Below are 24,946 nucleotides of genomic sequence, written 5' to 3' on the forward strand. Positions count from 1 at the left end.
TTTCAGGACGGGACAAAATAATAACAAAAAAAGCTTCACCATTTCTGATGAAGCTTTTTGATTAAATATCCCTCTTGTTTTTAGAAAACTCTTACCAACAATTCTTGTTCTATTTTATCGTGACAATTTTCTAATGCATTTCTCTCTGCTTTTCCAGCTTTCCAATGCGATGTACAATAAAATTCGTCTTTTTTCCATTCTAAATCATCTTTAAAAAATGATTTTATTTCCTTTACAGATTTAGATTCTCCCGCAACATAAGCAAAACGTTTTCCATCTTTGCGTTTCGGAAATTGCTGATTTTTCGTCAAACTATATAAAGCTGTTCCACTTCCTACATTTTGATTCACAATCCATTTAAATTCTAAATTTGCTTTCGTTTCAATTTGGTGAATATCATCTTCTGTTGGGACTTCTACACAAACAATTCCGTTTGTTTTAGCAGGAAGCGACTCTATAATTGCTGAAATTACAGCCAAGCCTGTTAAATCTGCAGCCAAGAAAATGAAATCTGTTTTTGGAGTCAAATCTTTCTTTTTTGACTTCATCGAAACTCTAATCATATCTCCAACTTTCGCCTCATTTGCCCAACGCGATCCTGGACCATTCAATCCATGATTTGCAATATCAATCACAATCACATTGTTTTTTGCATCAATATCGCGCAACGTATAGGTACGAGAAACTGGTTTAAATTTTTCTGATGGCGAAATCCATTTTTGATTCTCTTCATCATACTCTGCGTAGTGAATATCACGGATCCCAAGCGGTGGAAAAAGTAATTTACATGTTCCGCCCAACGTTGTATTCTTAAAAAAAGATACATCATCATTTTCCAAATGAACGCGAATAAGATGTGGTGTCACAAATTCTTTCTTTTTTAAGATGAACTTCTCCTTCGCAATTTTCACTTTATCTCCCATCAGATTATTTAGATTTATTCTAATTCTATGCGAATATAAAGTAAATTTAGATTGAATAAGAATAATAAAATGTTAAAGTAAAAAGTTATACTTTTTTTAATACGATTTTAATATGATAACTAAATAATTAACCTTAACTTTTACATATTAAAAAATAACCTAAAAAACGAACAGAAAATGGAAAATACTTTATGCGAAATCTCGCTCGAACAAAGAACTCTTCCACTTGAAGGCGGATTTAATTGCAGAGATTTAGGTGGAATAATTAACACAAAAAATGAAGTCATTAGAAAAGGATTGTTAATTCGATCTGATGATTTAGCAAATTTGACAGATGATGATTTGGAGATTTTAAATGATTTTCCAATTCGAACAATTATTGATTTACGCACGACTTACGAACGTTTAAAAAATCAAGATCACATTCCAAATAGTTGTAATCACGAAGTTCATTTGGATATTTCTTCTGGACATTTCGAAAATTTAGTGAAACAATTCAAAGCTGGAATTTCAAATCCGAAAGAATTTATGTGTAAAATTTACGAGGATTTTGTTTTAGATAAAACATGTCAAACGCAATACAAAAGCTTTTTTGATATTATTCAACACAAAAATAGAACGCCAATTTTATTTCATTGTACAGCTGGAAAAGATCGAACTGGATTTGCAACAGCAATGATTTTATCTGCTTTGAAAGTCGATTTAGATACAATTATGGATGATTACTTGGCTTCTAATATCTTTTTGGAACAAAAATATGCACACATCTTAAAGATCGATCCGAATTATAAATATCTAATTGATGTTTTACCTGAATATTTAGAAAGCTCTTATGAAGCGATTAATAAGAATTTTGGTTCAGTCGAAAATTATTTAACTGATATTTTAAAGGTTGATTTAGATTTGATGAAAGATTTATACATAAAAAAATAAAGCGATCAATTGATCGCTTTATTTTTTATTATCTAAAATTTCATTCGTTGAATTCGAACAGCATTCAAAATTGCTAATAAAGCAACACCTACATCTGCAAAAACAGCTTCCCACATATTGGCAATTCCTTCTGCTCCAAGGAAAAGCACGATAATTTTAACGCCCATTGCTAAAATAATATTCTGAATCACAATCTTTTTTGTTTCACGACCAATTTTTATCGCCGTTGCAATTTTAGAAGGTTGATCGGTTTGGATTACAACATCTGCAGTTTCTATCGCAGCATCGCTTCCAAGTCCACCCATCGCAATTCCGACATCAGAAAGCGCTAGAACAGGCGCATCATTGATTCCATCACCTACAAAAACCACCACTTGATTTTGATATTTTTTCAATGCTTCAACTTTCTCTACTTTTCCTTCTGGTAACAATCCACCAAAAGCTTCATCAACACCAACTTCTTTTGCAACTTTTTGCGTAATGGTATTTTTATCTCCACTCAACATAATCGTTTTCGAAACACCTAAAGCTTTCATTTTCTGAATTGCTTGTTGCGCATCTTCCTTGATTTTATCAGCAATTGTAATATATCCTGCATATTTTTCATCAACTGCAACCACCACAATACTTTCTACAATATCATGAATTTCTTGTGGATATTGAAGCGAGAAATGATCTAATAATTTAGTATTTCCAGCTAAAACTATTTTTCCATCAACTTTTCCTTTCAAACCTTTTCCAGAAATTTCTTCCACTTCTATCGCTTTCAATTCTGATGGATGACTTACCACAATCGCTTTCGCAATTGGATGCGTAGATTGTTTTTCTAAAGCCGAAACAAGATTTAAAAAATCGTTTTCAGGAAGATTAGTTTCAATTTTTTGAACTTCGAAAACCCCTTCCGTCATTGTTCCTGTTTTATCCATCACAACTGTGTTTACTTTCGCCATTAAATCTAAAAAGTTAGAACCTTTTACTAAAATTCCGTTGCGTGAAGCTGCCCCAATTCCTCCGAAATAACCCAATGGAACCGAAATTACTAATGCACAAGGACAAGAAACAACCAAGAAAACTAAACCTCTGTATAACCAATCATTAAAATCGTAATTATCAACAAAGAAATAAGGAATAATCACCAAAGCAGCCGCTAAAAAGAAAACAATTGGCGTATATATTTTTGCAAATTTTCGGATAAATAATTCAGTTGGAGCTTTGCGAGAAGCTGCATCTTGAACCATTTGTAAAATTTTTGCAATCGAACTATCTTCAAATTTTTTAGTCGTTTGAATTTCGATTACATTTTCAAGATTTAACATTCCTGCCAAAGCAGTTTCTCCAGTTTTATACGTTGAAGGTTTACTTTCTCCTGTCAAAGCCGCAGTATTAAAACTTCCTTTATCTGAAATCATAATTCCATCTAACGGAACTTTTTCCCCAACTTTTACCTGAATTGTTTCTCCAATTGCCACATCTTGTGGTTTTATTGTTTCGAAATTACCATTTCGTAAAACATGCGCTGTATCTGGACGAACATCTAATAAGGCTTTAATATTTCCTTTTGCCTTATTAACCGCCGCTTCCTGAAACATTTCGCCAATTGTATAAAACAACATTACCGCTACACCTTCTGGATATTCGCCAATAATGAAAGCACCTAAAGTCGCAATTCCCATCAACGAAAATTCATTGAAGAAATCTATTTTTTTTGCTAATTTAAACGCTTCTCCCCAAACAGGAAATGCTACTAAAATATAAGAAATGCCAAACCATATCAAACGAATAGTTTGATTATCAACAAACCAAGTTGGTTTTAAAACATATTGAACAAAAATTCCGGCAAAGAAAATAGCTAAACTGGCACCTAATAAAATTTTACTATTATTGTGTTCGTGGTCATGACCTTCGTGATTATGATCATGAGTATCTTTATGTTTGTCATTTGACGTACTACAACAAGCTTTAGACATAATTCAAAAATTTATATTTCAAAATTATAAAGTTATTGCTGCAATCTGGTTGCAAAGTTTAGGATTTACATTGATCGCAAATTCCTTTCAGAATAAATGAAGATTGTTCGACTTCGAAATTTTTGGGTAGATTGATTTCTGGCAAATGAATATTTCTCAAACAAAACGTCTTATTACAATTGTTACAATGAAAATGAGCATGTGTAAACTCGGGCGTACATTTGCAACTCGATTCGCAAAGCGCATATTTTATAGAACCCGTTCCGTCCTCGATTGAATGAATTAATTTATTTTCTTCAAACGTTTTTAATGTTCTATAAATTGTTACTCGATCTGCCTGATCCATTTCAATTTCTAAATCAGCCAAGCTCAGCGCAACTTCTGCATTCATCAATTTATCCAAGACCAACAATCTCATCGCAGTCGGATTAATAGAACGATTTTGTAATGTTTTGTTTAAAATTTCTGTTTGCATTTTCTTTAATTTCGAATATAAAGTTACGAAAAAAGAGGCAAATCGTATTGATTTACCTCTTTATATAAGTTTAAAAATTATCTTATTTAATCATAATCTCATCAACAAAAATATAGGATTTTCCTTGAAAAGGTTCTGCTAAATGACCTTTCGGGAAAGCACCATAATTTGTCGCTTTTACATTGATATAACGTGCTTTTTCTGCTTTGAACTGAACTTTCCATGAATCAGAAAACACATTATTATCAAATGTATCAACTTGTTTTTCTAACATTCCAACCAATTTAAAATTCTGATTATCCTTAGATGTATAAATTTCTAATTTAGTAGGAAGTACAATCCAAGAACGCGAATCTTGCAAGAAATTAATTTAAACAGAAGAAACTGATTTTGCTTTTTTCATGTCAACAATTGCTTCAAAATCTTGGTCATAATATCCTTGCCAATCGCCTTTTTTCAATTACTATCTCCAAGTATTCCTTCCAAAAAGCCTTGTGGACCAACTACATGATATTGTGTTATTTAATAGGCAGAATTATAAATTTTCAGCAAAAAGTGGACATCTAAGACCTAAAATTAAGCTAGTATTTAAAAAAAATAACTTTACCTGTTGTGCATTTTAAATAATTTGAGTTTTTTAGATTATTAATATTTCGATTAAAGTATGTTTTATTAATGTACTGAATTACTATTAGTGCAGTAATTTCATCTAGAATTCTGGTTTTACCCCCTTCAAAAGTTTTTGCATAATTGCGTCTAATCATAAATTTATCTCATAGTTAAGAAAATTAAGTTTCAATTCTTTTTCGATACTTTTTTAATATATAAAACTGAGGTTAATAGTCTTTTTGATTCGTTCTTTAAAGGGTTTCTAATTTTATATTTACCTGAGTAAATAAATCAATTTGAAAAGATTGAGAAAAATAACCTTTATCACCAAGTATCAAAGAATTTGATAGTTGTGTTTATAAATCGTTTAAATAATGGATGTCATGAACATATACAGGAGTTAAATCATAATTTTGAAAAAATGCATTTATAGAACAAACTGTATGCAATTTATAGCCATAAAAAGACATTCGTTGATAAGCACAAAAAACCTATTTGGTGCACTATACTGGTGTTAATTACAAATATTCGAGCGATTAATTCTTACTATTATACTCACCTGCAACGGCATACTATCATCGATAATACAATTTTCAAATTAATTAAATTATTTCGCTTATTTGAGGCGAATACTAATAATTTCGTCTGATAATCTACGTTATCTACGATTGTAAATACTTCGCTCAATTTAACAAATTTGCGCTTTTGGAAGGTTTAGAAATAAATATTTTTCACTATCAATATCCATAAATTCAGCTGTTAAGACATGACTTACGAGTTCTAAATCAAAAAAATAGGTCTTCTACGTTGATGAATTGAAAGTGTATCAGTTAACGTTTTCGTAAAACTTCCAATATTCTTTAGTAATTTGCAAGGAAGTTGTGCATTGTAAATGTTTTGTTGCTTAACACAATTTAATGATTTTCAATTAAATGAACAACTTTATTGTTTATTAATCAAAATGTAAAACGGGTTGATTATATCTTTTTTAACACAATTTAGAAATCGATAAACACTTGGATATCATAAAAAATTTAGGTGCACTAGGCTTGCTTTTAGGTGCAACGAAACTTGATCTTAGTGCGCAAACTAAATATACAAAATAAGATACTTCAATAAAAATCAATAAGCCAATTGTTCTTTCTATATGGCATTTTTGTCTTGAAGCCAACATTGAAGATTGGAAAGTTTTAGGAAAAAATGGAACTGCTTTAAACGCTGTAGAACAAGGTGTAAAATTGGTAGAAGCAGATTCAAATGAACAAAGTATTGGTTATGGTGGATGTCCAAGTAGTGACGGAAATTAACCTTGGAATCTTGTATTATGGACGATCAGGCGAATATTGGATCTGTTGCAGGTTTAGAATATATCAAACATCCGATTTCTGTTGCGCGAAAAGTGATAGAAGATACTCCACATGTCATGTTGGTTGGAGATGGAGCGCTACAATTTGCTCAGGAAAAAGGTTTCAAAAAGGAGAATTTATTGACTGATGTTTCCGAACAAGAATGGAAAGAATGGTTGAAAGACACCAACTATCAAATGCCAATCAATATCGAAAATCATGATACAATTGGAATGATTGCATTAGATGCGCACGGAAATCTTTCTGGAGCTTGTACGACAAGTGGAATGGCATACAAAATACATGGTCGTGTTGGAGATTCACCAATTATCGGCGCAGGTTTGTATGTTGATAACGAAATTGGTGCAGCGACAGCAACTGGACACGGTGAAGAAGTAATTCGTATTGCGGGAAGTCATTTGGTTATGGAATTGATGCGTCAAGGTTATTCGCCAGAAAATGCGTGTAAAGAAGCTGTTCATCGAATTATTAAGTTAACAAAATCGCGTAAAAAAGATTTATCGGCGATTCAAGTTGGTTTTATTGCGATTAATATACAAGGTGAATATGGTTCGTATTGTATTCATCTAGGCTTTAACTTTGCGGTTTATGACGAAACTGGAAATCGTTTGATTGACGGAAAATGTATTATAAAATGAAAAAATTAGAAATCGCTTGTTTCAACTTAGAATCAGCTTTAGTTGCAGCAAAATCAAATGCAGATCGAATCGAGTTATGCGCTGATGCTTCTTCAGGTGGAATTACGCCAGATTTTGAAGATATCAAAACATTGCGAAAAGAAACTGACAAAGATATTATGGTGATGATTCGCCCCCGTGGTGGAGATTTTTGTTATTCTAATGAAGAATTTGAACAAATGAAATCTGATATTATTATGATTAAAAATTTTAGAATTGATGGTTTTGTTTTTGGAATTTTGAATGAAGACAACGAAATTGATTTTAAACGAAATCATGAATTAATTGAACTTGCAAAACCTTTTCCTTGTACTTTTCATCGCGCTTTTGACAGAACTTCTGATGCCGAAAATTCACTTCAAATCGTGATTGATTTAGGATTCAAAACTATTTTAACTTCTGGTTTAGATAGTAATGTTGATGATGGAAAACGTGAATTAAAAAACCTTGTTAAAAAAGCAGAAAATCAAATTACAATTATGCCAGGAGGTGGTTTGCGCTCAACAAATATTGAAGAAATTGATTCATATACAAACGCTACTTACTTTCATTCATCAGCGATGATTGATAATTCTGGAATTGCTAATTTAGAAGAAATCAATCATTTAAAAAGTTTGATTAATTCTGAAAAATAAAAATAGTAACTTTGGCTTATGCTTTGGAAAAATATAATTGGACAACAGGAGATTAAAAACAAGCTTCAACAATCTATAAAAGATGGTCGTATAAGTCATGCTCAGCTTTTTTCTGGTCCAGAAGGTTCGGGAACTTTGGCTTTGGCAATTGCTTATGCACGTGAGGTTTTGTGTGGTTTGAATAACGAACAATGCAATCTGAAAGTTGATAAATTACAACATCCCGATTTACATTTTTCTTTTCCTTATTCAGCAACAGAAAGTGTAAAAAAGCCACTTGCTAAGTATTTATTAAACGATTGGCGAACTTTTGTAGACGAAAATGTCTATGGAAATTTAACGGATTGGATGTCTCATCTTGGAATTGAGAAAAAACAAGGCGTTATTCCTGTTGATGAAGCGGATGAAATCGTCAAAACATTAGCGCTAAATAGTTACGAAGGAGGCTATAAAATCATGATTATTTGGCAAGCTGAGGAAATGACAACTGCAGCTGCGAATAAATTGTTGAAAATAATTGAAGAACCGCCTCAAAAAACACTTTTTTTATTGGTAACAGAACGCGAAGATTTAATTTTACAAACCATTATTTCTCGTTGTCAATTAGTAAAAATCCCACGTTTATCACAATCGGATGTAAAGAACTATTTGGTTGAGAAGAAAAATATTAATCCAGAAAAAGCGCAACATATTGCTTTTCTATCGCAAGGAAATGTACGAGAAGCATTACATCAATTAAATGATGATGAGTATTTATTTGATAAATATTTTGTGACTTGGGTTCGAAAAGCGTTTATGGCAGCCAAAACTCCAACCGTTTTAAAGGATTTGATTGATTGGTCGAATCAAATTGCAAGTTGGTCGAGAAGTGAACAAAAAGATTTTTTAAATTATTGTTCCGAGATTTTTCGTCAAGCTTTATTAAAAACGTATCAATCTGATGATTTAGTTTTCTTGCAAATTAATGCAGAAGGTTTTAAATGGCAAGGTTTTGCACCTTTTATACATGGAGCAAATATCGAAGATATTTTAAATGAAATTAATGAAGCATCGTATCATATTGAGCGAAATGGTAATTCTAAAATTATACTTTTAGATTTATCTATCAAGTTAACTCGCTATTTACATCGCAAAACAGCATAAAAAAAACCACTTATCTAACAAGTGGTTTCTTTATATGATTTGAATGTTATTTCAAATTATTTTGCTGGAGCTACTTCTTTAGCTGCACCTTCAACTTTAGTTGCTGCTGAATCAACTTTAGCTGCTGCTGAGTCAACTACTGCTGCTGCTGAATCAACTACTGCTGCTGCTGAATCAACTGTTACTGCTGCTGAATCAACGTTAGCTGGTGCTTCTTCTGCTTTTTTCTCACCACAAGATACTGCTCCTAAAGATAAAGCTGCTACTGCAACTACTGCGAAAAATTTTTTCATTGTTTTATTGTTTTAATTATTAATAATTTTCGATTAATTTTCTTTGACAAATGTATTTCGAAACGTAAACAACAGCATGTAAAATCAATGTAATATAATTGTATTAATCAATTCTCAATAAATAAAATTTAAAAAATTGATTTTAAATATGTTATAAATTATTTTACAATTTTTGAATATTTTTTGTAAAAAACATTGTGTTAATTATTTATCTAATGAAGACAGTTAAATTTAAAAATTAATTGATTTTGATTAATTTTTGATCCTAAATCATTTAATCTTTATTTAAAAAAATTAATTATTTATACATTTGTATAAATTTAATAAAAGTATGCTAGTAGTTTCTTACATTCAAGAAAACAAAGATCGTGTAATTGAAGGACTTAAAAAACGTAACTTCAAACAATTAGATCTTGTTGATGAAGTTTTAAATGTGGATGAACTTCGTCGTAAAACACAATTTGAATTAGATAATGTATTAGCTGAATCCAACAAATTAGCAAAAGAAATTGGTAATTTGTTTAAAGATGGAAGATCGGAAGAGGCTAATGAATTAAAAATCAAAACGGTTGATTTAAAAACTCAATCAAAAGAGTTACAAGATTTATTATCGTCTTACGAAACCTCCGTTAAAGATATTTTGTATCAAATCCCGAATATTCCGAACGAAATCGTAAAAGCAGGAAAAGATGCTGATGATAATGAAATCGTTTTTGAACACGGAGATGCAACTGCAAAACCAAACAATTTGCCACACTGGGAAGTTGCTAAGAAATTTGACATCATTGATTTTGAATTAGGTGTTAAAATTACTGGTGCTGGTTTCCCTGTTTACAAAGGAAAAGGTGCTCGTTTGCAACGTGCTTTAACACAATTTTTCTTAGATAAAAATTCTGATGCTGGCTATACAGAAATTGTTCCTCCTTTCGTTGTGAATGAGGCTTCTGGTTATGGAACTGGACAGTTACCAGACAAAGAAGGACAAATGTATTATATTGGAGAAGATGATTTGTACTTGATTCCTACTGCGGAAGTTCCTGTGACGAATATTTACCGTGATACAATTGTAAAAGCAGAAGATTTACCAATTACGTTGACTGCATATTCACCATGTTTCCGTCGTGAAGCGGGTTCTTATGGAAAAGATGTTAGAGGATTGAATCGTTTACACCAATTTGAAAAAGTTGAGATTGTACGTATCGAAAAACCAGAAAATTCTTACGCTGCTTTAGAAGGAATGATTGAGCACGTAAAAGGAATTTTAGAAAATTTAGAATTGCCATACCGTATTTTAAGACTTTGTGGTGGTGATACAGGATTTACATCTGCAATTACATATGATTTTGAAGTTTTCTCTGAGGCGCAAGAAAAATGGTTAGAAGTTTCTTCTGTTTCTAATTTTGAGACTTTCCAAGCAAATCGTTTGAAATTACGTTACAAAGATGAAAACGGAACTCAATTAGCACATAGTTTAAATGGTTCTGCTTTGGCTTTACCACGTATTTTAGCCTCAATTTTAGAGAATCACCAACAAGCTGATGGAACAGTAAAAATTCCGAAAGCATTGCAACCTTATACTCGTTTTGAGATTTTAGATTAATTAATAATCTTTCAGATAAATAAAAAGCTCGAGAATTCTCGAGCTTTTTTTATGTTATTAAAACTGAAACTAAATCAAATACTTCAATTCTTCTTTCAAACTATCTTCCCAAGTCGGAATATTAAATTGATACACTTCTTTTATTTTTGATTTATCCAATAAACTATACGCAGGACGCTTCGCTTTTGTTGGATAAGCTGAAGTAGGAACAGGATTAATTTCGATTGTCGAATTAGAAAATTCTTTAATCTTTTGTGCAAATCCAAACCAAGAACATTCTCCTTCATTCGAATAATTAAAAATTCCATACGTTAAATCATCTTTCGAAATAATCGTTAAGATTGCATCAGCCAAATCTATTGCATTTGTTGGCGAACCAATTTGATCTGCCACAACAGATATTGAATCTTTGTCATTAAACAACCTAAGCATCGTTTTAACGAAGTTATTTCCAAATCGAGAATAAACCCAAGCTGTACGTAAAATAATCGTTTTAGGATTGTTTTCTAATGCTAAATTCTCTCCATCTAATTTTGTTTGACCATACACCCCTATAGGATTTGTTTGATCAGTTTCTAAACGAGGTTGAGCTTCAGTCCCATCAAACACATAATCTGTCGAAACGTGAATAAAAGGAATTCCTTTTTGATTCGTTATTTTTGCTAAAAATTCTGTTGCTTTTGCGTTTACTAAATAAGCATTCTCTTGATCATCTTCTGCTTTATCAACTGCTGTATAAGCTGCACAATTGACAACAAAATCGAATGATTTATTTTCGAAATAATGATTAATTAATTCTTCATTCGTAATATCTAATTCATTTCGAGTGACAAAAAAACATTCAATTTCCTTGTAGTTTTTTGATTGCTCTAAGATCGATTGACCTAACTGACCATTCGCTCCGGTAACTAAAATTCTTTTCATATATAAAAAAAGCCACTAAAATAGTGGCTTGAAGATATTAATAATTCTTAAAATTATAATCCTAATTCCTTTTTCACATCGTTTAATAAGTCGTATCCTCCAGCTTTGTAAACTAAAACACCAGCAGGTAAAACATATTTAACTCCTTTTTTTGCAGCAGCAGCATTAATTGCATCCATTACTCTTTTCTCGATTGGATCCATTAAAGCTTTCTCTTTTGCTTGCATTTCATCTTGAGCAGCTTTTGCATAAGTTTCGTATTTCTTTTGCATTTCTTGCTCTTTCTCTTGGTATTTGTTCGCTGCAATTAATTTTTGAGCTTCTTCTTGAGATTTACCAGCTAAATCTTTTTGAGCAGTTTCCATAAAAGTTTTATAGTCTGCTTGTAATTTTGCGATAGCATCTTCGTGTTTTTTACCTAATGCTTGTAAATCAGCCTCTGCTTTTTTGTAAGCTGGCATTGATTCAATTACTGCTTGCGTATCTATATGTGCAATTTCTTGAGCGTAAGATAAAACGCTTCCGAAAACCATCATTGTAAATACTGCTATCAATCTAATTTGTTTCATTTCTAGTCTAATTTGTTTTTTAAAATTTATTTTCTTGTTTTATTGCTACTATTGCTAGTTTTATTATTTCCGGAAGTTGATGTTTTTGAATTATTTGGTTTCAATTCTGGTCTTAAAGTCATTAATACTTCTCTACTTATGTCAAACTTTGGATCTGTGTAAATCATGATTAAATCACTTCCTTTATCAAATACAAAACCATATCCTCTTTTATCTGCAACTTCTTTTGTCGCATTATAAATTTGATCTTGTAAAGGCTTTACCATTGATCTTCTCAGATTAACTAAATCACCATTTGGTCCATAACGTTTATCTTGCAAAATTCTTACAGCCGCTACTTCATCAGCTAGCTTTTTCTCTTGCTCTTTCACCTGTTCTGCCGTTAATAAAATCTTTTCGGCTTCGAATTCGGCTTGTAATTTAGCTAAATTTTCTTGTTTTTGCTCAATTTCTTTTTGCCAAGACTCTGTTTGAGATTTTAATTTATTTTGAGACGATGTATATTCTGGTAAATTTTCTAAAATATACTGACTGTCTACATAACAAAATCTTTGCGCAAAAGAGAAACTTGCTAATCCAAAGAACAATGCTATAAAGCTAATCCATTTTTTCATATTTGTGATGTGTTAATTCTAAAATTATGCCAAAACGTTCTAAGCAAAATTAATCAATTTATTAGAATTGTTGTCCAATAATAAAGTGAGTTTGCCATCCTGAGCGTTCTGTTTGTCCAAATCCTTTATCGAATCCATATCCGAAATCGAATCCTAATAAACCAAATGCTGGCATGTAAATACGAACACCTGCCCCTGCAGAACGTTTTAATTCAAACGGTTTAAATTCACTTGTATTGTTCCAAACATTACCTCCTTCTGCAAAAGTTAATGCATAAATTTTGGCTGTTTGGCTCATTGTGATTGGATAACGCAATTCTAATGAATATTTATTATAAATTGTTCCACCTCCTTCTGGCGTAATATCTCCTGTTTGTCCACCAGAATTTGTTGCATCTTCGTAACCTCTTAATGAAATAATCTCACGTCCATCGAAACGATTTTGTGTAAGACCTGTTCCTCCTAAGTAAAAACGTTCGAAAGGAATTGTTCCAATTTTACGGTTATATGTTCCTAAAACTCCAAATTCTCCACCCGCTTTTAAAACTAATTTACCCGTTAATTCTTTGTAGAAATATGCTTTAGCTTTGAATTTATAATATTCTAACCATTTGAATTTTTCTACGTCAGACATGTTTGTATAGTCTTTGTTATTAAAAGCTGAATAAGGAAATGTTGTCGTAAACGATAAACTAATTTCTGATCCTGATTGTGGGAAAATAGGGTCTGGTCCAGCAGAATTACGTGTTAAACCTAATGTGTAGTTTAAGTTGTTTGACGAACCATTTTCATATTGCATATTACCAACAGACATCGCATAATTATCGAAGTTATATAACTGATAAGAAATTGAGTTTGATAAACGGAAATAATCATCTGGCCAAGTTAATAACTTAGTTAACCCAACTGAAGCTCCTAAGATATCCAATTTCGCTTTTTCTCCATAATTATCACGGTAATCATATTGCGAATAATAAAAAGACGTTGATAAAGCTGTAGGGCGTTTTCCTCCAATCCAAGGTTCAACAAATGATAAACTATAATTTTTATATCCGTTACCAGCTTGTGCTCTTAATGATAATTGTTGTCCATCTCCCATTGGAATTGGTTTCCAAGCTTTTTTATTGAAAAAATTCTTCAATGAGAAGTTTCCAAAAGTTAATCCTAATGTACCAATGAAAGTCCCTGCACCATATCCTCCTTGTAATTCTACTTGAGAAGATGATTTTGGCGCAACTTTCCACTCCACATCAACTGTATTATTATCTTGATTTGGTTGAATATCTGGAACTATTTGCGTTGGCTCTAAGTATCCTAAAGAAGCTAACTCCATCATCGTACGCTTAATGTCCGATTTAGAGAATAAATCTCCTGGTTTAGTCCTTAACTCACGGTATAAAATATGATCGTGTGCTTCTGTATTACCGTTAATCGTTACTTTATTAAGTGTAGCTTGTGTACCTTCGAAAACTTTAATTTCAAGATCGATTGTATCATTGTTTACACTTTTTTCTACAGGAATAGCACGAGCAAACAAATACCCTCTATCCATATATAACGTAGAAATATCATCGTCTTTTTCTGATCCAGAAATCTTTTTATTGATACCTACTGCATCGTAACGATCTCCTGTTTTGTAACCAAAAATTCGTTGTAATTGTTCAGAAGTATAAATTGAGTTTCCAGAAAACGTTACATCTCCTAAGAAATATGGTTTCCCTTCGTTAACTTTAATTTTAACTAATAAGTTTTTATCATCAACTTTTTCGATGTTGTATGACTCAACTTTAGCATCTCTAAAACCAACAGATTTGTACTCATCAACCAAAGTTTTTAAATCTTCCTGGAATTTTTCAGGAATCATTTTAGATGACTTGAAAATATTGATAGATTTCTGTTTGGTATTTTTCATCCCTTTTTTACGTAAACGAGCAGCAGTTAAGTTTTCATTTCCTTCGAAAATGATTTTCTTGATCTTTACACGCTCTCCACGATTAACATTCAATGTAATGTTTTCTTCGTCTTCTTTACCAGCAATTGGTTGACGTTCTACATTAATTGTTGTATTAGGATAACCTTTTCCAGTATAATAATCTTTGATTTTATTATTTGTCGTATTGATTAAACTTTGCGTAATCTTAACACCTGGATTTAATTTATTTTGTTTGATTAAATCTTCGCGTTGTGATTTTTTCACGCCGTTAATCTTAATTTCTCCTAAACTAGGAACTGAAACCAAGGCAAGCTCTAATGTTACTTCGTTACCTTCTATTTTATCTACATACAAGTCGATGTCAGAGAAAATATTAGATCTCCATAATTTTTTTACAGCATTATTTACCTTCGTACCTGGTAATTCTATCTCCTCACCGATAGCAAAACCTGCATAACGGATAATTTGATTCTTAGAATATTTAGAATCTCCTGTTACAACGATATCTTTCAGTTTGAAAGTTCGTGCATTGGTATAATCTAAGACAAAATTATCTTGTTGTGTTGAATCAATGGTTTTCGTAGAATCTACGACTTGCGCTTGTGCCATGTAAGCTCCAAGCATACACATTGTCCAAAAAATTTTCTTCATAATCCTCTATTTCAGTTCGATTAGTTCGTTAGTTGCTCGCTTATCTTACCAAATCTACGTTCTCGATTTTGGTAATTTAAAATTGCTTTATAAAATTCTTCCTCGTTAAAATCAGGCCAAAAAACCTCTGTAAAATATAATTCTGCGTAAGCAATTTGCCACAACAAGAAATTACTAATTCTGGTTTCGCCACTTGTTCTAATCATAAGATCTACCATTGGTAAATCGTGTGTATATAAGTTTTGATGAACTAATTCTTCATTAAAATCATTGTCGGATATTTCTCCGTCTTTGTATTTTTTGGCAATAGATTTCATCGCGTGTAATAGTTCTTCTTTCGAACCATAACTTAATGCTAAAGTCAAAACAAAATCTGTGTTGTCTTTCGTTTTTTCCATTGCTTGAGTCAAATCTTTGAATGCTTTTTTTGGTAATTTTGATAAATCTCCAATCACATTCAAGCGAACTCCATTTTTATGTAATTCATTTATTTCGTCCTTAATTGCAGAACTTAATAAAGTCATTAAAACATTGACTTCTAATTTTGGACGGTTCCAATTTTCAGTAGAAAATGCGTAAAGTGTAAGATGTTTTATACCTAATTTTCGACAAGTTTCTATTGAAGATCGTACAGCTCCCAACGCATTTTTGTGTCCGAAAGTTCTTTCCTTTCCGTTCTTCTTCGCCCATCTTCCGTTACCATCCATTATGATTGCAACGTGATGAGGTAGATTGTTTTTATCTATTTGTTCTTCTAAACTGTCTTTCATTTTATTTTTAATCGCAATAACATGCAGGTCGTCCGAAACTATACGTTAAGGAAATTCCTGTTAATACATACCAATCTTTATTCGATGTATTTCCAAATATTCTTTTTTTATACTCTTCAGAAGATAAATCTCCATTATCTATTGCTTCAGTAAAATTTGTTGAAAATTCACCTACATTGTAATCTAAATAATCGACACTTGTATAACGAATACCTGTTTCGAAAGACAAAATCCAACTGTAATTAAACCTTACTTTATATCCTACTCCAAAAGGAAGAGATAAATTGGTTTTGTATTTTGATTTTTTTATAATTTTTCCACTTGGGTATTCTGTTGAAACTGTTGAATCATAATCATATTCTTTTCCTTTTGCAGAAAAAGCTCCAACTCCTACAAAAATATAAGGTGATTGCGCTTTTTCTTGATCATCATTGATATTAAAGAAATTATACTCAAACATCAAAGATCCTTCTACAATATTATTTCGAAAATTTTTATTTCTTTCTAATTTATAATATTCTTTCGAGCGGTGGTCACTTGCACCAACTTTTGAATAAGAGATATTTGCTCTAAAACCCATTTGCGGATTTATATTAAAACGATACAATGCTCCTATTGAAATTGGTAAATAAATTTTCCCACCTGGTTCTGTTTTCGTAGGAAATGGATTGATATAACTGGCTTTACCAACATCTCCAATCACATTTGCTCCACCAGCAAAAATTCCGAGTTCATGTCTTTGCGCAAAAGTTAATTGCGAAAAACATAATATAAAAACAAACAAAAATAATCTCCTCATAAGTTGTGTTATTTTTTCGGCTTTTGCTTTTTATCTTCTTTTAAATTCGAACAAATATAAACAAAAGTCAATTCAACGTAACTGATTTAACAAAAATTAAGAAGTTTTATTGTAAATTTTAATTCCTTTTATCTGAACCCCAAAGCATTTTTTCTCTCAATGTTGTGAAATAAGTCGCGTCAATAGCTTCAACGATTAAGATTTTGAAGTCAGCTTTTTGTATTGTCAATTCCACGTCAGTTGTTAAAGGAAAGTTACGAGAATCTAACGAAAGGAAATATTCATTAGCTCTACTACGTATTTTTAAGTCAATTTTTTCGTTTTCTGACACAACTAATGGACGCACATTTAGATTATGTGGCGCAACAGGGGTGATGACAAAATTTTGATTAGACGGATGAACAATTGGTCCACCACAACTTAACGAATATCCTGTAGAACCTGTTGGCGTAGAAATAATCAAACCATCAGACCAAAAAGAATTTAAAAATTCATTGTTTAAATAAGCATCAACCGTAATCATACTCGTTGTTTCACGGCGAACTACAGTCACTTCGTTAATCGCAAAATTATTTTCAATTTCTACACCATCACTTCTTTTAACGGTTAATAAAGTTCGTGGAATAATGTTATAATCATCATTGAAAAAACTATCCATTTGCTCCAATAACACACTTTTATTAATTGTTGCTAAAAAGCCTAAACGTCCCGTATTTACACCAATAATTGGAATATTAGAATCCCTAACAATTGTAGTTGCTGATAAAATTGTTCCGTCTCCACCAAAACTGAATAAGAATTTAACCGATTTGTCTAAATCATCATGAGAAGTATAGGTTTCTACATTATCAGGTTCAAAATCAGTTGTTTCTTTTAAGATTTGAAGAAAATTTTGCTCAACACAAAAAGCAATTTCGTTCTGAATTAAATAATTAATAAATGGTGGAATAATATCCGTTAAAGACGTACTTGTTTTTTGTCCAAAAAGTGCAACTTTTATCATTAGGTATTCATGTATTTTAACAATTGTGCATAACGACTTTGCAGAAGTTCTTGTTTTTCGTCGTTATAAAATTTTTGAATCACTTGATATCCATATCGCTCAAATGTTTCACCAATTGTTAACAAGTTTGATGAACTAAATTTCAGCAAAACATAAACGCTATCTTCTTTATTTCCAACAATCATCATTCCCAATATTTTTCCGTTATTCACTTCTATAATATTAGAAATCGCCGTCATCGACAAGTCTTTTTCCGCAATCGAAACTAACATCGAAACGCCTTGTGCAGCGACAAAAGGGAAATTTGCAAACGTGTTGATAATATCCGTTTCCGTAATAAAACCAACATAACGCGATTGTTCGTTAATAATCGGTAAGATATTCGCCTGATTCGTGTACATCATCTGAATTGCATCTAAAAGCGTACTCGATTCAGAAAGATAAAAACTCTCCAAATATGAAGTATAATCTACTTTTTCATCATCAATTGATAATTCAATCAAATCTTCTTCCGAGATATTTCCAACAAAATCCAACCCTTTAAACAAAGGTAAATGCGTCAATTTATTCTCTTGCACAACTTCTAAAAGCTGACTTGGAGAAGAATTAACTTTCCCTGGTTTTATCTCATTCGATAGATATTCGGTGATATACATGGCACAAATTTATATATTTTAATACATTAATTCTCTATTTTTAATGCTAATTCGGTTAAAATCATTGATTATTAATTGAAATTTAACCAATTTATTTTAAATTATTTAGTCAAAATATATTCCAAAATCTACTAATAATCAAAAAATAATTTGATTTACAATTTTTTAAAACAAAACTCTTCCTCAAATTCAAAAAAGTATGGCTTAAATTTTGTAGATTTGCAGTACCAATTTTAGCATTGAATGAAGAACCCATTATTTTATGCCAAAATCTTACTTTTTGGCGAATATGGAATTATTGAGAACTCGAAAGGATTAACAATTCCTTATAATTTTTACCAAGGTGCATTAAAATTTGAGCCTTCTGAAATAGCAGAATCATCAAATGCTCACTTGAAAAATTATGCAAAATTTTTGGAAGAAAATTTTGCTGATACTTTTGATACAAAATCTTTTTCGGAAGATGTTGCAAACGGAATGTACTTCGATTCTAACATTCCTCAAGGATATGGTGTAGGTAGTTCTGGCGCTTTGGTTGCCGCTATTTATGACAAATATGCCTTGAATAAAATTGATATCAATCAAAATCTAAACAAAGAAAAAATCAGCGAATTAAAAGCGCTTTTCGGAAATTTAGAATCTCATTTTCATGGAAAAAGTTCTGGAATTGATCCTTTGATTTGTTATATGAATATTCCTTTGTTAATTCAATCAAAAAATGATATCTCGACAATTGGTTTACCTTCTGCAAATGCTGACGGAAAAGGAGCTGTTTTCTTAATCAATTCTGGTACACCAGGAGAAACGGCACCAATGATTCATATTTTCTTTGAAAAAATGAAAAAAGAAGGTTTCCGTAAAACATTGAAAGAAGAGTTTATTAAATACAACAACGCATGTATAGAAAACTTTGTGAAAGGTGAATACAATCCACTTTTTGCAAATCTTCAAAAATTGTCAGCTTGGGGTTATGAACATTTTAGACCTATGATTCCTCAAAAATTAGTGAACGCATGGAAAACTGGAATTGATACAGATACGTATTATCTAAAACTTTGTGGTTCTGGCGGAGGCGGTTATGTTCTTGGTTTTACACAAGATTATGACAAAGCGAAAAGCTACTTAAAAGACTTCCAGACCGAAGTTATTTACAAATTCTAAAAAATAATTTATAAAAATATAATCAATGAACGTTCAGAAAATAATCTTAAAAGTTTTTGCATTATTTTCTGTTGTACGTGGCTATAATTTAATTGTGCTTATTTTGGCACAATATCTTGCTGCGCTTTTTATTTTTGCGCCAGAAGTTGGTCATCGTCAATTGTTGACAAATCCAAAGTTGGACGGGCTTATTCTTTGTTCGATACTTTGTGTGGCTGCGGGATATATCATCAATAATTTTTACGATTTAGAAAAAGACGAACTCAAACGTCCTTTACAAGTTTATCTTCAAAAACAAGTTTCGCAAGGTTTCAAACTAACCGTTTACATTGTTCTAAATGCTTTAGCGTTGATTATTGCAGCTTTAATTTCGTGGAAAGTTTTCGTTTTCTTTTTGGTTTATCAATTTTTAGTTTGGTTTTATAGTCACAAAATCAATCGTTTTGCATTGATCAAAAACTTTTACTTGGTTGTTATTCGTGTCATGCCATTTTTTGCCTTATTGGTTTATTTTGATCATTTCACGTTCAATTTGGCTTTACATGCTACTTTCTTGAGTATTTTATTATTGATTACTGATATTGTAAAAGATTTGAGTTCTCAAAAAGCAGATTTGATTTATAATTATGATTCAATTCCAATTAAATATGGAATCGATTTTACAAAAGTTTTGATTTCATGTTTAATTATTACAGAATTAATCATTGGAATTATTATCATTATGAAAAATGATGTTGGTGCGATGAAGTACTTTTTTATTGCTGCGAATATCGCTTTCACAGTGATTTTATTTATCATTTGGAGAATAAAATCGACACAAGCATATAAGATTTTACATTATTTTTTTAAGGGAATGATTGTTGCGGGTGTATTTAGTATCGTATTAATCGAAATAAATCCCTTAACTTTGCAAACTATTGCGCAAAATTTTAATCAGCGCATAAATTAATCAAATTCAGATGAATAACAGACGAAATCAATCCAACGACAGAAATTCCCAAGGCGGGAACAATCGTGGAAAAGGTGGAGCAAGAGGAAATTCTTCTTCTAAACCATCTTCAGGGAAAGGAAAACCAACTTTTGGTGAAAAACCATCAGAAGAAGGAAAGAAAAGTTTTGGACCAAAGAAACCGTTTAACAAACCTGGTGAAAAACCATTTGTTAAAAGACTGAAAAAAGCACCAGTTGATGACGGGACTATTCGTTTAAATAAATATGTAGCGAATGCAGGGATTGCATCCAGAAGAGAGGCCGACGAGTTGATCAAAACTGGAATCGTTACAGTGAATGGTCAAGTGATTACTGAAATGGGTTATAAAGTACAACCCGATGATGAAGTTCGTTTCGATGGTCGTAAAATCTCTTCAGAGAAAAATGTATATTTTGTGTTGAATAAGCCAAAAGGGTTTATCTCTACATCAAATGATGAAAAAGGACGTAAAACTGTAATGGACTTAATGTCTACAGCAACTACAGCGAGAATTTTCCCAGTAGGACGCTTGGATAGACAAACAACAGGAGTTTTATTGTTTACAAACGATGGTTATTTAACTAAGAAATTAACGCATCCAAGTCATGATATCAAAAAAATATATCACGTTACATTGGACAAAAAGTTAACAGCAAATGATTTAGCTGACATCAAAAAAGGTGTTCGTTTAATTCCTGAAGGAATTGCAGTTGTTGACGAAATTTCTTTTATCGAAGGTAGACCGAAAAATGAAGTTGGTGTAGAATTACATATTGGTTGGAACCGCGTTGTACGTCGTATTTTCGAAACAAAAGGATACGAAGTAGAAGCGTTAGACCGCGTTTCTTTTGCAGGACTTACAAAGAAAACTTTACAAAGAGGTGATTTTAGAAGATTAACGGAATTAGAAGTTAACTTCTTGAAAATGTTATAATACCTCAGCTATAAAATTTAAAAACCACTTCTTTAGAAGTGGTTTTTTTATGTTTTAATCTTTCGAAACCTTGTTATTATAAGCTTCCATCATCTTTTTATTTGCTTCTTTCACAAAATCATCTTTCTCAATTTGTGTCATTTTCTGACCTTTTGATGGAATTTTAATCACTTCGTTTTTAGATGCTTCTTTTATATTAATTGCTCTGAAAATCGTTTCATAACTTTCGTCTTTCATTGTTGTTACAGCTTTCAATTCTAAAATTAAACCTGGTAACCCATTGAAAAATATTGGTCCTCCTTTTGGTTGTAAAGTTGGCGCAAACCAAACTTCTATCTTAGAATCTTTGTATTCGGTTATTGCTTTTTTTACTTTAATTCCCAAAATTTCTTTTGATTCTCTACTAATTGTCCAAGTGTATTTAGGCAAATTATCTATTATTAAAATATTCTTGTTCACATAATTTCCTTCAATTTTATATTGTGAAGTTTTATAATCGATGTAAATATTATCATCAATTGTACTCATCGACATAGATGATTGATTTTGACTATTATCAATTCTTACAATTTCAGAAAAAAACGACTGATTTTCATTAAAAAGTAATTGATAGTATTTTGGTGTAGAATTGTTTTTATCTAATTCTGCCTTAAAAACAGGATCTTTTTCGTCAAAAAACATTTTATCATAGGTTTCATATTCTACTTTCCACAAATTTTGAGCAAATAGAAATGGAGAAAAAATCATTAGAAAGAAGAGTAAAGCTTTTAATTTCATAGTTGATTAATTATGAACTAAATATAATAATTATTTACAATAAATAAAAGCGATTCAATTTTGAATCGCTTTTGTAATATTTAGAATTATTTCTTTTCAGAATTTTTTCCTTTGTTTTTCACATATTTCTCTAACCATTGATCTTGTTCCCACAACATGTGAAGAATATTTTCTCTAGCTGCATATCCGTGAGATTCTTTTGGTAATAAAACCAAACGAGTTGTAGCTCCCAAGCCTTTCAATGCATTGAAATAGCGCTCAGATTGCATCGGGAAAGTTCCTGTATTATTATCTGCTTCACCATGAATTAACAACAATGGTGTTTTCATTTTATCTGCATTTTGGAAAGGCGCCATTGTGTTGTAAACATCTGGAGCTTCCCAATAATTACGTTGTTCTGACTGGAATCCAAACGGCGTCAATGTACGGTTATACGCACCTGAACGTGCAATACCTGCCGCAAATAAATTAGAATGCGTTAACAAATTCGCTGTCATAAATGCACCATAAGAATGTCCACCAACCGCAACTCTTTCACGATCGATATAACCTAATTTATCTACTGCATCAATCGCTGCTTTTGCATTGGCAACTAATTGAGGAACGAACGTATCATTTGGCTCCTCTTTTCCTTCTCCAATAATTGGGAAAGCCGCATCATCTAATACCGCATATCCTCTCAACGCCCAATAAATAGGACCTCCGTAAGAAGGAGAAGTAAATTTATTCTCAGAAGTTGTAACCTGACCTGCCGTAGATGCATCTTTGAACTCGCGAGGATAAGCCCACATCAACATTGGTAACTTTTCCTTTTTCGTTTTATCATAATTTGGTGGCAAGTATAAAGTTCCTGATAATTCTACACCATCAGCTCGTTTGTACGTAATTAACTCTTTCGAAACTTTGTTCATTGCTTCAAAAGGATTTTTTGTAAACGTCACTTGTTTTGGCTTTCCTCCTTTCTGAAAAATATTACGAACATATAAATTTGGATAATCTGTTTTCGATTGAATTTGCTCTAAAATGATTCCTTTCTTCGGATCGATAACACGAGCAATTGTTTCTAATTTATCTGATTTTTGTGCTCTCCATAAACGAGAAGTTTTTTGCGTTTTGATATCAAAATCATCAACAAAAGGTAAGATTCCATCAGCAGAAACCCCTTCTCCAACTAACATCAATTTTCCTTTGTTAATCGCTAAAACATTGTAACCATAATCATTCATTTCAGTTACAAAACTTCCAGGATTATTGTAAGCATCTTGCGAATTTCTACTAAAAAAACGTGTTGGTTCTTGAGCTGGATTTGACGGATTGAACAAATAACTACTTTCGTTACGTGTATTATACCAAGCATCTCTCACAATCGCAACCTCATCATTCCCCCAAGTCACTCCTCTATAGCGATCTTTTACTTTTACCAACAACTCTTTGTTCGCTGTAAAAGGCGCAGCAACTTGATAAAGCGCATCGCGATATTCCGCAGGCTTGTTTGCATCACCACCATCTAAAGCTTCAACCCAATATAAAGTATTTGGTTTATCTGCTCTCCAATTCAAACCTCTTTTTCCCATAATCGTCGAAGAAAAACCTTTCGGAACAACTTCTTGTAACTCTTTATGATCTACTTCTTTTATTAATTTTCCGTTGATATCATACACAATATCAGTTGAAGGAAAACTATTGTACGTTACTAAATATGAAAAAGGTTTTTTGATTTCGTTTACCAAAACATATTGTCCATCTGGAGAAGTCGAAATATCCGTGTACATCGCAGCATCTTTCCATTTCGATTTTGCACCTGTTTCGATATTAACTTTTACTAATTCAGAAATTGCTAATTGTTCGAAGTTAAACTCATCATTTTTATTTTGCAATAAGTCTTGATAGGTTCTGTTTTGCGCTTCTTTTCCATCAGCAACAGAAACTGTAGGTCCAGTCGCAATTGCGTCTTTCGTATCAATCAAAGCTTTTTTAGAAGCTGGAATTACATTCACAATTAATTCTGTATCTGAAATCCAATTGAAAGGACGACCTAAGTTTGCGTTTAATTTATCATCATAAACTTTTGTGGCAGCTTGCATTTTTACGTCAACAATCCATAGTTCTACACCTTTATTTGTTGTATTTGTAACGGCAAATTTCGATTGAGAAGTATTCCAAGATTGATTAGAAAAACGACCTTTTGCAGGTAAACCAGCAATTGTTTTTTCTTTTGAAGTTTTCAGATCAAAATAAGTAATTTTCTCACTGAATGTTTCACGCGAATTAATATTTGTCACTGGATTAATTCGTAATCCAGCTAAACGTAATTCTTTTTCTGACAATTCATTAATCGTTTTGTAACGACTTCTATAAGACAAAAATGCATTTTCTGCCTTGCGATCTGTACTAATTGAGGGTGGCATATCCGCGTCTGCCAATTGTAAAATTTCTTGCGGAGGCAATTGATAAGTAACATTTTCTTGCGCTTTTACCGACGCACCAAAAGTCATCGCTATAAAAAGCAACGAGTAAACAATTTTCTTCATGTGTTTTTAAGATTTTACTTTATAAAGATATT

The 24,946-nt window shown here is 31.7% G+C and carries 23 protein-coding genes and 1 pseudogene; 9 read left to right on the top strand and 15 right to left on the bottom strand.

The window, feature by feature from the left end; genetic code table 11:
- Positions 1-80: 80 nt before the first annotated feature.
- On the bottom strand, positions 81-923 hold the full coding sequence (locus B4G36_RS13465; RefSeq protein ID WP_291064323.1) for a siderophore-interacting protein: 843 nt from the start codon (positions 921-923) through the stop codon (positions 81-83).
- Between the two features lie 177 nt (positions 924-1,100).
- Here B4G36_RS13465 and B4G36_RS13470 point away from each other — a divergent pair, with 177 nt between their 5' ends.
- Positions 1,101-1,856: a tyrosine-protein phosphatase gene (locus tag B4G36_RS13470; RefSeq protein WP_221857002.1), complete on the top strand. Its 756-nt coding sequence runs from the start codon at positions 1,101-1,103 to the stop codon at positions 1,854-1,856.
- Positions 1,857-1,888: 32 nt separating this feature from the next.
- Here B4G36_RS13470 and B4G36_RS13475 read toward each other — a convergent pair whose 3' ends face one another.
- The 4 genes and pseudogenes from B4G36_RS13475 to B4G36_RS13490 form a co-directional block, all read right to left on the bottom strand.
- A complete protein-coding gene (locus tag B4G36_RS13475) occupies positions 1,889-3,823 on the bottom strand; it encodes a heavy metal translocating P-type ATPase (protein WP_291064324.1) in 1,935 nt (644 codons plus the stop codon).
- A gap of 58 nt (positions 3,824-3,881) precedes the next feature.
- Positions 3,882-4,298 carry a Fur family transcriptional regulator gene (locus B4G36_RS13480; RefSeq protein ID WP_291064325.1) on the bottom strand — a complete coding sequence of 139 codons (417 nt, stop codon included), beginning with the start codon at positions 4,296-4,298 and terminating at the stop codon, positions 3,882-3,884.
- Between the two features lie 82 nt (positions 4,299-4,380).
- Positions 4,381-4,659 carry a hypothetical protein gene (locus tag B4G36_RS13485; protein ID WP_291064326.1) on the bottom strand — a complete coding sequence of 93 codons (279 nt, stop codon included), beginning with the start codon at positions 4,657-4,659 and terminating at the stop codon, positions 4,381-4,383.
- 220 nt (positions 4,660-4,879) lie between these two features.
- Positions 4,880-5,801, bottom strand: a pseudogene (locus tag B4G36_RS13490) (IS982 family transposase).
- A 430-nt stretch (positions 5,802-6,231) separates the two neighbouring features.
- Between B4G36_RS13490 and B4G36_RS13495 the strand changes: the two are divergent.
- The 5 genes from B4G36_RS13495 (at position 6,232) to serS (ending at position 10,622) form a co-directional block, all read left to right on the top strand.
- A complete protein-coding gene (locus B4G36_RS13495) occupies positions 6,232-6,912 on the top strand; it encodes an isoaspartyl peptidase/L-asparaginase family protein (protein ID WP_409410934.1) in 681 nt (226 codons plus the stop codon).
- Entirely contained in the window at positions 6,909-7,586 is a 678-nt protein-coding gene (locus B4G36_RS13500; RefSeq protein WP_291051890.1) for a copper homeostasis protein CutC, read from the top strand. Before B4G36_RS13495 ends, B4G36_RS13500 begins: the two co-directional genes overlap by 4 nt.
- 18 nt (positions 7,587-7,604) lie before the next feature.
- On the top strand, positions 7,605-8,729 hold the full coding sequence (locus B4G36_RS13505) for an ATP-binding protein (RefSeq protein ID WP_286495459.1): 1,125 nt from the start codon (positions 7,605-7,607) through the stop codon (positions 8,727-8,729).
- A 21-nt stretch (positions 8,730-8,750) separates the two neighbouring features.
- On the top strand, positions 8,751-9,038 hold the full coding sequence (locus B4G36_RS13510) for a hypothetical protein (RefSeq protein ID WP_291064327.1): 288 nt from the start codon (positions 8,751-8,753) through the stop codon (positions 9,036-9,038).
- A gap of 315 nt (positions 9,039-9,353) precedes the next feature.
- The gene (serS, locus tag B4G36_RS13515) at positions 9,354-10,622 is read left to right on the top strand and encodes a serine--tRNA ligase (protein WP_225539597.1); all 1,269 of its coding nucleotides are present in this window, start codon (positions 9,354-9,356) and stop codon (positions 10,620-10,622) included.
- 69 nt (positions 10,623-10,691) lie between these two features.
- Here the strand turns inward: serS and rfbD are convergent, their stop codons facing one another.
- The 8 genes from rfbD to B4G36_RS13555 form a co-directional block, all read right to left on the bottom strand.
- Positions 10,692-11,546 carry a dTDP-4-dehydrorhamnose reductase gene (gene rfbD / locus B4G36_RS13520; RefSeq protein WP_291064328.1) on the bottom strand — a complete coding sequence of 285 codons (855 nt, stop codon included), beginning with the start codon at positions 11,544-11,546 and terminating at the stop codon, positions 10,692-10,694.
- A 53-nt stretch (positions 11,547-11,599) separates the two neighbouring features.
- Entirely contained in the window at positions 11,600-12,115 is a 516-nt protein-coding gene (locus tag B4G36_RS13525) for an OmpH family outer membrane protein (protein WP_291051903.1), read from the bottom strand.
- Positions 12,116-12,141: 26 nt separating this feature from the next.
- Complete coding sequence (locus tag B4G36_RS13530; protein ID WP_286495463.1) at positions 12,142-12,729, bottom strand: OmpH family outer membrane protein; 588 nt, start codon at positions 12,727-12,729, stop codon at positions 12,142-12,144.
- Positions 12,730-12,790: 61 nt separating this feature from the next.
- Complete coding sequence (gene bamA, locus B4G36_RS13535; protein WP_291064329.1) at positions 12,791-15,313, bottom strand: outer membrane protein assembly factor BamA; 2,523 nt, start codon at positions 15,311-15,313, stop codon at positions 12,791-12,793.
- 20 nt (positions 15,314-15,333) lie between these two features.
- Entirely contained in the window at positions 15,334-16,083 is a 750-nt protein-coding gene (locus tag B4G36_RS13540) for an isoprenyl transferase (RefSeq protein WP_291064330.1), read from the bottom strand.
- A 7-nt stretch (positions 16,084-16,090) separates the two neighbouring features.
- Positions 16,091-16,882, bottom strand: coding sequence for a DUF6089 family protein (locus B4G36_RS13545; RefSeq protein ID WP_291064331.1), 792 nt, complete (start codon positions 16,880-16,882; stop codon positions 16,091-16,093).
- Positions 16,883-17,000: 118 nt separating this feature from the next.
- Positions 17,001-17,885, bottom strand: coding sequence for an NAD kinase (locus B4G36_RS13550; protein ID WP_291064332.1), 885 nt, complete (start codon positions 17,883-17,885; stop codon positions 17,001-17,003).
- Positions 17,885-18,541: an HPP family protein gene (locus tag B4G36_RS13555; protein ID WP_114998381.1), complete on the bottom strand. Its 657-nt coding sequence runs from the start codon at positions 18,539-18,541 to the stop codon at positions 17,885-17,887. The genes B4G36_RS13550 and B4G36_RS13555 overlap by 1 nt, the downstream gene beginning before the upstream one ends.
- A 243-nt stretch (positions 18,542-18,784) precedes the next feature.
- Between B4G36_RS13555 and B4G36_RS13560 the strand changes: the two genes are divergently transcribed.
- Genes B4G36_RS13560 through B4G36_RS13570 form a run of 3 tightly spaced genes read left to right on the top strand, consistent with a single transcriptional unit; the run spans position 18,785 to position 21,606 of the window.
- A complete protein-coding gene (locus B4G36_RS13560) occupies positions 18,785-19,702 on the top strand; it encodes a mevalonate kinase family protein (protein WP_291064333.1) in 918 nt (305 codons plus the stop codon).
- Between the two features lie 25 nt (positions 19,703-19,727).
- Positions 19,728-20,651: a UbiA family prenyltransferase gene (locus B4G36_RS13565; RefSeq protein WP_291064334.1), complete on the top strand. Its 924-nt coding sequence runs from the start codon at positions 19,728-19,730 to the stop codon at positions 20,649-20,651.
- Positions 20,652-20,661: 10 nt separating this feature from the next.
- Positions 20,662-21,606 carry a pseudouridine synthase gene (locus B4G36_RS13570; RefSeq protein ID WP_291064335.1) on the top strand — a complete coding sequence of 315 codons (945 nt, stop codon included), beginning with the start codon at positions 20,662-20,664 and terminating at the stop codon, positions 21,604-21,606.
- A gap of 54 nt (positions 21,607-21,660) precedes the next feature.
- On the opposite strand, the gene B4G36_RS13575 is transcribed toward B4G36_RS13570, so the two are convergent.
- The gene (locus tag B4G36_RS13575; protein WP_114998385.1) at positions 21,661-22,383 is read right to left on the bottom strand and encodes a GLPGLI family protein; all 723 of its coding nucleotides are present in this window, start codon (positions 22,381-22,383) and stop codon (positions 21,661-21,663) included.
- An 86-nt stretch (positions 22,384-22,469) separates the two neighbouring features.
- Positions 22,470-24,914: an alpha/beta hydrolase family protein gene (locus B4G36_RS13580; protein ID WP_291064336.1), complete on the bottom strand. Its 2,445-nt coding sequence runs from the start codon at positions 24,912-24,914 to the stop codon at positions 22,470-22,472.
- Positions 24,915-24,946: the final 32 nt, after the last annotated feature.

It is taken from the genome of Empedobacter sp. UBA3239 (assembly GCF_002362875.1).
Taxonomy (GTDB): Bacteria; Bacteroidota; Bacteroidia; order Flavobacteriales; family Weeksellaceae; genus Empedobacter; species Empedobacter falsenii_B.